The 12,984-nt window shown below is 64.4% G+C and carries 12 protein-coding genes; 9 read left to right on the forward strand and 3 right to left on the reverse strand.

What is annotated here, in order from left to right:
- Nucleotides 1-46 precede the first annotated feature (46 nt).
- The 4 genes from HSEST_RS05500 to HSEST_RS05515 all read left to right on the forward strand — a co-directional run bounded on the left by HSEST_RS05500 (nt 47) and on the right by HSEST_RS05515 (nt 3,347).
- On the forward strand, nt 47-1,069 hold the full coding sequence (locus tag HSEST_RS05500; RefSeq protein WP_229122687.1) for an iron transporter: 1,023 nt from the start codon (nt 47-49) through the stop codon (nt 1,067-1,069).
- A gap of 243 nt (nt 1,070-1,312) precedes the next feature.
- Nucleotides 1,313-1,681 (forward strand): DUF5658 family protein, encoded by a 369-nt coding sequence (locus tag HSEST_RS05505; RefSeq protein WP_229122688.1) that lies wholly within the window; start codon nt 1,313-1,315, stop codon nt 1,679-1,681.
- A 105-nt stretch (nt 1,682-1,786) separates the two neighbouring features.
- Nucleotides 1,787-2,653 (forward strand): alpha/beta fold hydrolase, encoded by an 867-nt coding sequence (locus HSEST_RS05510; protein WP_229122689.1) that lies wholly within the window; start codon nt 1,787-1,789, stop codon nt 2,651-2,653.
- An 88-nt stretch (nt 2,654-2,741) separates the two neighbouring features.
- On the forward strand, nt 2,742-3,347 hold the full coding sequence (locus tag HSEST_RS05515; protein WP_229122690.1) for a DUF420 domain-containing protein: 606 nt from the start codon (nt 2,742-2,744) through the stop codon (nt 3,345-3,347).
- Nucleotides 3,348-3,353: 6 nt separating this feature from the next.
- Here HSEST_RS05515 and HSEST_RS05520 read toward each other — a convergent pair whose 3' ends face one another.
- Both HSEST_RS05520 and HSEST_RS05525 read right to left on the reverse strand, forming a co-directional pair.
- Nucleotides 3,354-4,628, reverse strand: coding sequence for a heptaprenylglyceryl phosphate synthase (locus HSEST_RS05520; protein ID WP_229122691.1), 1,275 nt, complete (start codon nt 4,626-4,628; stop codon nt 3,354-3,356).
- 64 nt (nt 4,629-4,692) lie between these two features.
- Nucleotides 4,693-5,901 carry a hypothetical protein gene (locus tag HSEST_RS05525; RefSeq protein WP_229122692.1) on the reverse strand — a complete coding sequence of 403 codons (1,209 nt, stop codon included), beginning with the start codon at nt 5,899-5,901 and terminating at the stop codon, nt 4,693-4,695.
- 85 nt (nt 5,902-5,986) lie between these two features.
- Between HSEST_RS05525 and HSEST_RS05530 the strand changes: the two genes are divergently transcribed.
- The 5 genes from HSEST_RS05530 to HSEST_RS05550 all read left to right on the forward strand — a co-directional run bounded on the left by HSEST_RS05530 (nt 5,987) and on the right by HSEST_RS05550 (nt 12,180).
- Entirely contained in the window at nt 5,987-7,312 is a 1,326-nt protein-coding gene (locus HSEST_RS05530) for a hypothetical protein (protein WP_229122693.1), read from the forward strand.
- A 52-nt stretch (nt 7,313-7,364) separates the two neighbouring features.
- Nucleotides 7,365-8,987 carry a potassium channel family protein gene (locus tag HSEST_RS05535; protein WP_229122694.1) on the forward strand — a complete coding sequence of 541 codons (1,623 nt, stop codon included), beginning with the start codon at nt 7,365-7,367 and terminating at the stop codon, nt 8,985-8,987.
- A 76-nt stretch (nt 8,988-9,063) separates the two neighbouring features.
- A complete protein-coding gene (locus HSEST_RS05540) occupies nt 9,064-10,434 on the forward strand; it encodes a geranylgeranyl reductase family protein (protein ID WP_229122695.1) in 1,371 nt (456 codons plus the stop codon).
- A gap of 106 nt (nt 10,435-10,540) precedes the next feature.
- Nucleotides 10,541-11,371, forward strand: a complete 831-nt coding sequence (locus HSEST_RS05545; protein WP_418886534.1) for an aldo/keto reductase — start codon at nt 10,541-10,543, stop codon at nt 11,369-11,371.
- Between the two features lie 65 nt (nt 11,372-11,436).
- A complete protein-coding gene (locus tag HSEST_RS05550; RefSeq protein ID WP_229122696.1) occupies nt 11,437-12,180 on the forward strand; it encodes a hypothetical protein in 744 nt (247 codons plus the stop codon).
- Here the strand turns inward: HSEST_RS05550 and HSEST_RS05555 are convergent.
- A complete protein-coding gene (locus HSEST_RS05555; protein ID WP_229122697.1) occupies nt 12,177-12,905 on the reverse strand; it encodes a hypothetical protein in 729 nt (242 codons plus the stop codon). The two genes, HSEST_RS05550 and HSEST_RS05555, sit on opposite strands and share 4 nt — an antisense overlap.
- Nucleotides 12,906-12,984 lie beyond the last annotated feature (79 nt).

Here is a 12,984-nt window from a genome sequence, read left to right on the forward strand (position 1 = left end):
GGCCGCGACCGTGTCGCTATTGTGCGTCCGGCCCGGATTTTGGGTGATGAATCGACGGACTTTCCTGCGGGTGAGCGCTGTCGGTGCCGCCGGCGGGCTGGCCGGCTGTGGCGAGTTGTTCGCCCGGCAGTCGACCGCTCGAATCCCACCGGTGCTCGATGATCGGCCTGACGGCGTCTATCGGCCGACACACATCGAGGGAATGAAAATGATCGGGACGCAGACGGTCGGTGACCGCACCGTCGGGCTGTTCTACTCGTTTCCCCATCGGTTCTGGACCGTCAGCGGGGAGACCAACTTGGCCGAAATACAGGACGCCCAGACCGTCCACCTGATGGCCTCGATATGGGACCGAGAGACGGAGACGGTCGTCCCCGTGTTGCGCCAGCCCCGGTTTGCAGTGTCCCAAGACGGCGATTCGATCGACGAGAAGCGCGCCTGGCCGATGCTCAGCCAGAATATGGGCTTTCACTTCGGCGAGAACATCGACCTCGACGGTGACGGCACCTACACCGTCGAGGTCGAGGTCCCGCCGATCGACATCGAGACGGTCGGCGCATTCGACGGACGCTTCGAGTCTGCACACACGGCGGAATTCACCTTCGAGTACGCCGAGAGCGAGCGTGAGGATATCCCATTCGAGGAGTTCCCCGACACGGCCGGCGAGCGCGCGGCCGTCGACCCAATGGAGACGGCTATGCCGCTCTCGTATGCACCTGCCATCGAGGAACTGCCCGGCTCGCCCGTGACGGTCGGTCGTGTCGGCGACGCCGAGTTCGTCGCGACCGTCGCGGACGGAGCACTGATCGTCTCACCGCGGACGCCGTACAACCGTTTCGCTATCCCCGGGTTCCCGCTGTCGGCGACCGTCGAGAGTGCCGGATTCGACGACGTCCTCGCGGGCGCGATCGGCCCGTCGCTCGGCGCTCACTACCGCGCTGGGCTCGACAACACGCCCGAAAGCGGCGACACCGTGACGGTCACCGTCGACGGCCCGAACTCGCTGTCCCGCCACGAGGGCTACGAAACGGCGTTTCTCGAAGGCGGGTCGATTTCGACGACGCTGTAACGTCGATTGAGACGGTCGGTTGTACCGATTTCCTGGCGGCCGTATGACCTGTGCAATCGAGTCATACTGGTGGCTAGACCATTTCGAACTGATCCGGTACGCCGTCGTGCCGGATCCCTTTACGAACGTATAGCCACCAGTGTCAGAATGAAAACTATTTTGTATCTGGGGGGTGATACCAAACACCACGAGCCGCTGCTCGCGCGTCGGGGTGGCGCGCAGTTGTGGCTGTGGGGGCCGCCTATGGCAACGCAAGAGTCGACAGCAACTAGCTGGGTGGATAGACAGGCAACCACTGGTGAGCACAGTCAAATTGTCCGCATGCTCGCGGATATCGAAAGCTACCTCTGGGGAGTCCTTGTCGTTGCTCTCCTGTCCGATGTCGTCCTTACAGGGTACGGGCTACAGCATGGATTGAGCGAGGGAAATCCAGCAATGCGTCTCGCGGTCGACGCGGCCGGTATCGTCGCGCTGCTTGGCGCGAAGCTCGCCGCCCTCGGATTCGGTGTTGCGGTCCGACGGGATCTTGACGATCGGGGCGCCGTTGTCCCGCTTGGACTAGCGATACCGTGGGTCGGTGCTGCTACGGTCAACGCTGTGTTGATACTCTGATATCGAAACACTCAGTTCGCGCCGATTTGCCGGACGGACTGTCGTACCGATTTGTCGCGCTAGTTGCAGTCGGCCAGTTAATTCCGAGCAGACTTACACGGCTGTATGACGTGCCACGATCAAGTCGAGAACCTGAAAAAGCGCGGCCCCGTGTCCCGACGTATGGAAGCGACCAAGCGCGGTGACGTCGCGATCGGGTACGATCGCGTCGGTCCCGAGGACGCCGAGACGATCGTGTTTCTGGAGCGGCTGGGGTACAGCCGCTGGATGTACAACTGGCAGCGACGGGACTTCGAGGAGCGGTACGAACTGCTCGTGCCCGACAACCGCGGCACCGGCGCGTCGAGCGAACCGGAGGGGCCGTACACGATCGCTGAGATGGCTGCCGACCTCGAGGCCGTGCTGGCCGATGCCGGAGCCGATACGGCCCACCTCGTCGGCGCGGAGATGGGTGGAATGATCGCCCTGCAGTACGCCCTGGAGTACGACCGGGCGGTCTCGCTGACGCTGATGGCGACCCATCCCGGCGGCCCGGACGCGAAGTCGACGCCCGAGTCCGTCCGCGAGCGGCTGTTCGATCCCCGTCCAGATATCGATGAGGAAGCCCGGATCCGAAAGCGACTTGAGCCGATGCTCAGCGACTCCTATCGCGACCGGTATGCCGAGATCGTCGATCAGATCGTCGAGTGGCGGGTGCAGAGTGACGCCTCCGAACGCGCTCGCGACTGGCAGGCCGCGGCCATCGAGGACTTCGACGTGAGCGACCGACTCGAAGATATCGCGCTCCCGACGCTCGTGATGTCCCCGACGGGCGACGAGGTCGTGCCACCCGAGAACGGCGAACTGCTGGCCGAGCGGCTCCCGAACGCGGAACTGCTGACCTTCCGGAACGCCCCGCATCTCTTTTTCATCGAGGAGGCGATCCAGGTGAACGAACACCTCGCGATGTTCCTTGCGGACGTCGAAACGTGAGTGCAGGAGGGGAACACCCGTCCCGCCGGACCCGGAACGCGTTGACGAGACACGAAGCTAAAAAGCGCTGGCGACCGGACCGTCACCAATGGCTGTCCAGGGAGCACTCCGCGAGTGGGTCCGCTCACACACGCTCGGCGTCGCGGTCGCGATCACGGCGATCGGCTACGCGCTCGTGTTGAACGCCTTCGAGGGGATCGTCCCGCTGTTCCCGTCAATCGGTGAATCGACTGTCCGACTGCTCAGCAGTGTCATCGTCGTGATCAACGCCGCGACGCTGACCGCGCTGCTTTCGGGCGTCTACTACATTCGGCAGCGAGGGATCGACCGCCACCGGGTCGCGATGGTGACGGCCGTCGCGCTGGAGCTGGGGTTTCTGGTGTTGTACCTCTGGAAAGTCGGCGGGGGCGGTGAACTGTACATCCAGGCGAGCGGACTGTTCCGGCTGGCATACCTCCTGGTCCTCGCGATCCATCTGGTCTGCTCGGCGCTGTCAGTCCCGCTGGTCATCTACGCTGTCCTGCTGGGGTTGACGCGTTCGCCGGCAGAACTGGAGCAGACGGCACACGCACGCGTCGGCCGGATCGCGGTCGCCGTCTGGTCGGTTAGCCTCGCGCTCGGGATCGTCACCAGCGCCATGCTCCGAATCGCCGGCTCGGAACTGGAGACCGTCGGCGCGATTGTGCTGGTGTGACCGGATCTATTCGAGATCGAGACTCAGGTGTTTGACCGGCGGGCCGTCGGCTTCTAGATCGTATCGCGGGGCCGCGAGTGCAACGAGCAGGTCCGTCAGGAACGACTCCTCGTCGAGGACGGCCGTCACGTCCGAGCGACCGGGAAGTTCCGTCGACTGGAACAGCTCCCGAATCTCCGGGATCGAGGCGACACCTTTCTCGTCGAGTTCGGCGACCGTGTCCTGGACCGCGAGCCAGGTTTGAATCGTCGTGACGAGGTACTCCCGGGCGCGCCCCTCCGGGTTCGGCACGTCTACGATCGTCGAGAGGTACTTCGTCGCGCTACTCTCGGCAATATCGACCTCGCCGTCGAGCCAGTCGAGCACCTCGTCGCGAGTCACGTCGGTGTCCAACTCCTCGACCGCGCGTTCGCAGATGTCGGCCTCCTCGGCGGCGACCTCGTGGAAGACGTTCCCGACGACGACGGCGTCCGCCCCGGCGTCGAGGACGGCATGCGCGTTCTCGCGGTTGTCCAGTCCGCCGCCGTACCACAGTCGCGACCAGCGCCGCCCCTCGTCGACGGCTTCCAGAATCGACTCGGCTTCCTCGCCGCCGAACGTTCCGGAGTATTCGAGATAGATGAGTTCACTACCGAGGTGGCGCTCGGCCGCCATCGCGCGCTGTTTGGCCGTCCCCGGATCGAGCAGATCATTTTCGGTGACGTTGCTCTCGCGGGCGGCCGCACTGTCGGGGTTCATGATGATGTACGCCTCGAAGACCGTCTCCTGCAAGAGCCACGACGTCGCAAACGCCGCGAGCCGATCCTCGATGGCCGCCCCCGGCGATATCGGGAGCTTCTTGGCAATCATCTCCGGGGCGAGTTCCGACTCGATGTATTCGACACCCGACCCGAGTGTACCGATCAACGCTTCGACGTCGCCGTTGAGGACCTCCGGGATGGCCAGAAACTCCGCCCGAGAGTGCGTGTCGGTCGTCACCTGCTTTGGGCCGCTTGGCTCCTGGAACGCCGGGACCGGCCGGTCGGCGACGAGTTCGAGCGTCTCCTCGGTGTTCTGATCGGTCACGTCTCGGGAGCCGCCGACCTCCAGGGCGCTCGTGTGCTGGAGATACAGTGGGTACAGCAGCGGCAGTTCCTTTTCGTCCTCGGGATCGATCTTGGTGATATGTGTCCAGTCGGCCGGGACCGGATTCGTGTCCAGATCCAGCAGCGATCGACCGGCGATGCCTCCGATCGTCGAGTACCGCTCGACCGTGCGTGCGATGTCTTCGATCCGTACCATTACCCGTTCCGTGGGCGCGTCAGTATAAAAGCCTGGCAGAAATCGTTCGAAACCGATCGGGCTGTCACAGCTGCCCAGTACCAGGCAGCACGTGTGGATTCCCGGAGTGGTAGATGTACTCCGTGGCGATACCCGTCAGCGGTGACTCGGTTTCGGCCGCGTGGGATCGGGCAATATCGAGATATCGCTCGGTGATCTCCTGAACGCGTCGGGCGGCCTCGCGGTCGCTGTCGGCCAGCAGGTATTCGGCCGTAACCGGTGTTAGCTGCCCGTCTTCCACGTCCGCGCCGTAGTCGTCGACGTCGTCGAGCCAGATCTGTGCGGCGATGATCGCCAGCACGATCGAGCGTTTGAACGCCGTCTCGACCGGCAGGCCCGCCGCGCGGTACATCTCGATCATCGCGTCGTAGATCACGCCGACCCTGGCGTACTGCGTCCAGAGATACGGCAAATCGTGCTGTTCGTCGCCGAACACGTCCGTCTCGGCGTCGAACGGCGCGTCCCGATACTCGGACTCGATCTCCGTGACGGCGCCAGCCGCACCGTCGCGGGCGCGTTCGTACAGGTCCCGGAAGTGCGGATCCCGATCCTGATGGGCTTCCGAGAGGTCGACGGCCCACTCGTAGACGTCCGTCAGTTCGTCCGGCAACTCTTCGAGGTGGTCTTCGAGGTCGGCCTGGAGCGTCTCCTGGGCGATCCGTGCGACGCGAGCGCGCTCGTCCTCGTCGACGCTGATCGACACCTCGAAATCCTCGTATTCGCCGTCGTTGACGGCGTCGCGCATGTCGCCGTCGAGCAGTGCCTCGATGACGATCCGCGTCAGGTACTCCGCCCGGTCGACCATCGCCTCTGGGCTGGCGGGAGCCTCGCCCACGTCGGATGGATCAGCGGGTGTGCGATAGCTGTCGTCGCCGACGGCGTTTGCGACCCGGCTGGCCCAGGTGCTCCCAGCGACCGGATCGGTCCCGTCGGCGCGACGCTGAGCACGCCGGTAGAGGTACCCGAGCGTCAACTCGGCTGGCAACAGTAATTTGGTGTCGTATTCGAACGTGACGGACTCGACGTCGAACTCCCTGGCGAGTTCGGACTCGACGAGCGTGAACACGTCCTCGACCATCGCCTCGGTCCGGTCGTCGACCGTCGATTTCAGCCGTAGACTGCCCAGATCGAACGCGCCGGTGTGCCCGTAGTAGCCGAAGACGGCCCGCACGGCCGTCGGCAGCGCCGATCGACCGGCGAGCCAGCCGGCGGTGGCACGGAGTGGTCCTGTCATAGATGGCCCTCAGCGAGCGTATGTGTTCCCGACACTCCTCCCGGACGGATAAAGACGCTTGTCCTTTCGTCCGGTATATTCTGTTATGGACCAGTTGAGCGCGCTGCTCGCAAGCAGGAAGCGCGACGTACTCACCGGCTGGACCGCCGTCGCTGTGCTCGCTCTGACGACTGTCGAGACTGTTCTTGACGGGGCGTTCGACTGGGCGTTCGTCGCGCTTGTCGTTGCGGTGGTGATTTTGACACCTGCCGTCGTTTTCCGCGATCGACGGGCGATGCCGCCCTGGGAGCTTGTCGTACTCGCGCTCGCGCCGCTTCTCTGGCAAGCGGTGCTTGGCCAGACGTTCCGGACGGAGATCCCGACGTACCTGGCTGTGGCTGCGCTCGCGCTGCTTGCCAGTACCGAATTGCATCAGTTTACGTCGGTCCGGATGAACCGGCCGTTCGCGATTGTGCTGGTCGTATTGATAACGCTCGCAGTCGCCGGCGTCTGGAACGTCCTCCAGTGGACTGCGGACGTGTTCTTCGGGACGACGTTCGTGCTCGACGGGCGTAGCCAGGACGCGATCAACGCCGATGTACTGGTGGAGTTCGTCTCGGCTAGCTGTGCCGGGATCGGCGCAGGCGTGCTCTTTGACCGGTTCGTTCGATCGCGAGACGCCGAGTCGAACAATCGGAGCTACGTGCCACCGGAACCGAACAGTGATCGGACGGATGGAGACGATCTCGAGTCCGGCACAGACGACGCCTCCGACGCGCGGCGGTTGCGCGATCGGCTGTCGATCAGCCCCCGCCGACAGCACCAGGCCAGCCGCGGTATGCAACTGGTACTCGCAGGGATCCTGCTGTGGGGTTTGTACGCACGAGATCTGGAGGTAGTCGCCAACGCAGCAGTGATGCTCGCGATCACGTCTGTCCCGGCGATCCTGCGACGCGAATACGGCCTCTCGATGGACGCCGGGCTGGTCCTCTGGCTCACCGCTGCAGTGTTTCTACACGCGCTGGGTTCGGCCGGACTCTACTCTCAGATTCCGCTGTTCGATCGGGTCACACACGCGCTTTCGGCGACAGTCGTCGCCGCAGGCGGCTACGCCGTCTTCCGGGCGGTCCACGTTCACGTCGAACGGATCTATATCCCGCCCAAACTGATGAGTGCGTTCATCCTCCTGTTCGTGTTCGCTGCCGGCGTCGCCTGGGAGATTCTCGAGTTCGCACTCGATCAAAGTGCCGCTGCACTGGGAATACAGGCCGTGCTCATCCAGTACGGCATCGACGACACGATCGGGGACCTTATTTTCAACGCGCTCGGTGCACTCGTCGTCACAATCTGGGGGGCGGTGTATCTGACCGACCTTTCGGAGTCGATCGCAGACCTGGTCGTGGCGCAGTTCGTAGAGAACGACCACTCGTGATGATGCGTTTCTTGACATAACTGGTATGGCTCCTCGGCACACGCCAGAAAGCATGAAGCGATGGCAGCGCCGGGCGGTACAGACGATCGGTGCCGTCGCCGTGCTGGCCGTGCTTTCCTCGATCGTGTATCATTACACGCTGGTCGTCATCGAGGGACGGTCGCCGTCGTACTTTCAGTCGACGCAGGTCGTCGTCGAGATATTCACCGGGACTGGCTTTGGCGCGCACTCGCCGTGGAACACTCCGTTCGCGAACGTGCTCGTCATCGCGCTGGACCTTTCGACGTTCCTGCTCCTGTTCATCGTCCTCCCGTACGTCTTCCAGCCGATCCTCGAAGATCGGCTGACGCCGACCCCGCCCGAGCGGACGAACCTCGTCGAACACGTCGCCATCGCGGGCGATCGGACCGGCCAGACCGACCGATTGCTCGAGGAGTTCGACGCCCGCGGCGTCCCGAACGTCCTCGTCACTGCGGATCCCGAGACGGCGCTCGGACGCTCTGATGACGGGACTGACGTCGTCTATGGTGATCCGACCGAATCGAGCGCGCTCGAGCGAGCGAACGTCGGCCGAGCCCGCACAGTAGTCGTCAATACGGACAGCGAGGACGTGGCTAACTGTGTCCTCGCTGTCCGGGAACTGACGGCCGACGCCCAGGTCGTCGCGCAGGTCCGGGACCCGTCGCTGCAAAATCCACTCGAGTACGCCGGTGCCGATACGGTCCTCATGCCGCGTCGGCTGCTCGCGAACCGGCTGGCCGGCCGGGTCCGGTCGCTGTTCGACCCGCGGATCAGCGACGTGCTGTCGATCTCCTCCGAGTTCGCTCTCGTCGAGACGACCGTCACGGAGGATAGCCCGTTGTGCGGCGAGACGCTCGAAACCGCTGGCTTCGACAACGGCTCCGACGTGACCGCTCTCGGACTGTGGGACGACGGCGATTTCGTCCCCTCGCCGCCGCCGGAGACGGCCCTCGAAGCGAACACCTCCGTGCTCGTCGCGGGTCCGGAAGAGCGGTTGCAAGAGCTTGAAACCCGTCTCCCGGACGCACCGTCGACCGACGGGCGGGTCGTCATCGCCGGGGCCGGCGAGGTCGGCTCGACCGTCCAGCGGCGACTGGAACGCGCCGGGATCGACTGTACGCTCGTCGACCGCGTCGATCGCGAGGGTGTGGATCTCCAGGGCGACGTGACCGACGAGGCGGTACTCCGGGACGCGAATCTCGGTGACGCCGCCGTCTACGTGGTCGCGATCGGGAACAACGCCGAGGCGATCCTGTCGATCCTCCTCGCGCGGAACCTCACGTCCGACACAGAGATCGTCGCACGCGTCAACGACTCGGACATCCAGTCGAAGGCTCGCCGTGCCGGAGCGAACTACGTGCTCAGTCTGCCGGACATCAGCGCCCGTCTGATCGCGATGAACGTTCTCAAGGAAGATCTCCTCTCGTACGACAGACAGGTGCAGATCCTCCGAATCGAGGGCGAACGGCTGGCGGGACAGACACTGGACGAGACGCCGATCGGGCCGACCGACGCGGTGCTGGTCGCCGTCGAACGCGACGGCGAACTCCTCACGGATCCCGACGCCGACTTCGAGATCGACGACGACGACCGGCTGCTGATCGCCGGGAGCGACGATTCGCTCGACGCCTTCGAGACCGCGATGCACCGCTAGACGTCGGGAAAAACTCCCAGCACCTGACCGTTCGTTCACGACAGCCTTTTGGCACGTCACGGAAAACGAGTCAGCGATGCGTACCGAACAGTTCGACGTGATCGTCGTCGGGGGTGGGACCGGCGGAACGTTCGCCGCCACGACCGCCGCTCGTGAGGGGCTTGACGTCGTGCTTCTCGAACGGAAATCCGAGTCCGAGGCCGGACACATCGCCTGTGGCGACGCGATCAAGGGTGCGAACACGTTCCCCGACGTGATCGACCGCGAACATCTCCGCGCGGAGTCGTTCACCAACGACGGCATCGAGCGTGCACTGTTCGAACTCCCCGACGGAGAACGGATCGAGTATTCCTTTGGCGGTCAGTCCGGCGCGATCGTCGACCGCAAGCGCTACGGCGAGGTCCTGCTCGAAGAGACCGACCGCGCCGGCGTAACGATCCAGTATGACACCGTCGTCCAGGACGTGATCCAGTCCGACGGCGTGGTCGAGGGCGTCGTCGCGACGCGAAACGGGATACAAACGCGGTACGAGGCTCCGGTGACCATCGACGCGGCCGGTGCGCTGTCGATCCTGCAGGACAGGGCCGACTTCGGGGCGGCAACCTTCGATACGAACGTCGATTACACGCATTTCTGTTCGGCCTACCGTGAGGTCCTTTCGGTGGACGAGCCGGTCGACTACGACGACGCGCTGGTGTTCAAGCCGACCGAGGAACTGGGCTATCTGTGGTATTTCCCCCGGACGGAGAGGGAGATCAACGTCGGTCTCGGCTTTCAGATGACCGAGGAGCCGATGCAGTTGGTCGAGACGCTCAGAGGGGATCTCGGTGCGAAACCCGAGTTCGCGAATGCGACCGTCGAGGACAAACTCGGGGCGGCACTTCCGACCCGGCGACCTTACGATTCGGCTGTCGCGCCGGGGTATCTGGCCGTCGGTGACGCTGCTGCGCACGTCAACCCGACGACGGGCGGTGGCATCCCGGGCGCGGCGAAGGCCGGCCACTGGGCCGGGGAGGTCGCCGCCGACGCCGTCGTCGAGGAGTCGGTCGACGAAGCGACCCTCTGGAGGTACAACCACCGGGTGCAGACGGATTTCGGCAAGCGCTTCGCCGCGATGGACCTGTACAACATCTTCGGGACGGCCCACTCGATCGACGAACTGACTGATGTCATCGCGTCGCTGCCGGCCCAGCAACTCATCGACGTACTCGGGAAAGAGGGGACGGCTTCGATGGGCCTGCTCGGAAAGGCCAGGCTGGCGCTCTCGACGCTCGGTCACTGGCGGACGCTGTACGACGCCTATCGGGTCAACGCGATGGCCGACGAACTCAAGTCCATCTACGAGCGGTATCCCGAGACGCCGGCGAACTTCCCGGACTGGCGTCGCGATCGCGACGCGTTCATGGATCGGTTCTACGAGCACGTCGGGGCCGAGCCGAAATACTAGCGGGCCGTCGCTCCCGGCTGTCGATCATCTGATGGATCCACGCGCCCTGTGGTATCGAAACCCACGCTTCAGAACCCCTTAAATGATAGAGCCCGTAGTGCAACTGATGTCATCAAGCGAACTCACACCGGAGAGCGTGCCGTCCACCAAGGGTATGCCGATGCTCGGACTCGGCACCTGGGAGAACGAGGACCCCGATCAGTGTGCCGAAAGCGTCCGCACTGCCCTGGAGATGGGGTATCGACATATCGACACGGCACAGGCATACGGTAACGAGGACGCCGTCGGCGAGGGGATCGCCGCTGCCGACGTCGATCGAGCGGATATCTTCCTCGCGACGAAAGTCTGGATCTCGAACCTCGACTACGAGGACGTCCTCGAAACCACACAGGAGAGCCTCGATAGACTCGGGACGGACTACCTCGACCTGCTGTACGTCCACTGGCCGTCACGGACCTACGAGCCCGAGGCGACGCTGGAGGCGTTCGACGAACTGTACGACGAGGGGACGATCCGAAACATCGGCGTCAGCAATTTCGAGCCGCGCCACATCGACGCGGCTCGCGAGCAGCTGGACGCGCCGATTTTCGCCAACCAGGTCGAGACTCATCCGATGCTCCAGCAGACTGAACTGCGGGACTACGCCGACGAACACGACATCGAGATCGTGGCGTACTCGCCGCTGGCTCGCGGTGATGTCTTCGAGATGGACGTCCTGAGTGAGATCGCGGAGAAACACGGCGTCAGCGAGGCCCAGGTGAGCCTGGCGTGGCTGCGTGCAAACGACGTGACTGCGATCCCGAAAGCGACCAGCGAAGCCCACATCAGGGACAACTGGGAGAGCCTGTCGCTGGAACTGGACGAGGCGGATCTCGAACGGATCTCGAACGTCGATCGGACGCGTCGGAAGGTCGATCCCGGATTCGCCCCCTGGTGAGGCCACGATCGCCCGTGCGTCCGTAACCTACAACTATTAACCAGCGGGCAACAGAACCAGTGAGTATGTCGGCCCCAAATCAGACGGGGATCGCGGGGGCGATCCGGATCGATCTCAAGCGCCTCCACGAGACCTGGATGGAACTGGTCTATCCGCGCCAGCTAGACGCGGAGCAGACGGTACTGGGCAAGTGGCGACCCCAGACGACAGGCAGCCGCATCGCGTATCGACTATGGGGGGCTATTGGGACACCGATTGTCGGCCTGCTGTATCCGCTGGTGCTTTTCGGCTACGTACTTCGCTATCAGGCAGGCAAGCTCGACTCGGCAGTCACGCGGATCGGAATTGCTGGCGTCGTCGTGCTTTCGGTGGTCGTCTGGGGCGCGCTCTCGGTGCTCGCACGGTATCAACTCGAGATGAGCCCAACCGGCGTCATCGCAGTCGTCGCGGCGGGCCTGGTCGCGACCGTCTCCGCCGCCCTCGCGGTCGTCACCAGCCGGATCGGCGGTCGCGCGTCGACGGTCCTGCTCTCCTATCCGCTGGCGATCACGGCCATCTTTCTGCCGCCGGTCGTCGCTGGCCTGTACTCCGAAGCCGTCGCGAGCTACATCTTCCCCCAGAGCGAGTCGCTCGCGGAGTGGCTGCTCGAGAACGTCCTGACGATCGGCGGTCTCAACGACTACCTCTGGAACAACTACGAACTGGAGGGAGTCGCCTACGTCGGCATGTGGTTCGGCATCGCCGTGCCGGTCGGCTGGCTCCTGGGAACGCTGGTCACGCTCGCGAATTACGTCCGCCCGCGGAACTAGATTTCCGAGGTTTGAACGTCTGACGGACGGATCGCGCCGTCCCGTTCGGCGACTGTCACTGTCGATTCGCCGTCGAGCGTTATCGTCGCACCTGCCAGCAGCGGGGTGAGTATTCCCGCGATGATCGCTCCGGAGTCGGACAGCGACGCCGACAGCGCTATTCGATCGTCAGACTCGATGCCGTACGCCTCGCGAACGCGCCGTCCTGCCGCCAGCAGTTCGGCGTGTGTCCGCTCGCTGTCCCCCGCTCGCAGCGCTGGATCTGTCGGTTCCACGTCGGCAGGGAACTGGACTGGGTTCTCGCTCCAGCGTTCGCCCTCGAAGTGTGCGACCGTCGGATCCTCGGGCCGGCTACCGTACCCGATCGCCTTGCAACCGGGCGGCAACTCGCGGCCTTCGAGCCGATTGGCTGGACCGACGAGCACGTCCAGCCCGTCCAGCGACGCGGGGTCGACCGCGACGGTCGCGCCGACCGTCCACGCGCCGAACAGCGCGATGATCGCCTGCGCGTTCGGGGCCTCGTCGGAGCTTTCGGGATCGGAACCGTCGAAGAGCCCGACAGTTGTCCCCTCTCTGATGCCGTAGTGGCGCAACAGGTTGCCCGCCTTCCAGGCCTCCACACAGAACTGCTCGCCGCTCCAGGAGCGACTCCGCGGTCCCGACCGGTGGATCCACAACTCGTCGGTGCCGCGTTCTGGGTGTACGAGATCGCCGAGTACGTCCATACGGCCTGCTCGGGCCGGGTCGGACAAAAGCACCCGTGTCACGTGGCTCGCCCGCGCCACTGGGGCGGTCAGTGGGTCG

Source organism: Halapricum desulfuricans, assembly GCF_017094465.1.
Taxonomy (GTDB): Archaea; Halobacteriota; Halobacteria; order Halobacteriales; family Haloarculaceae; genus Halapricum.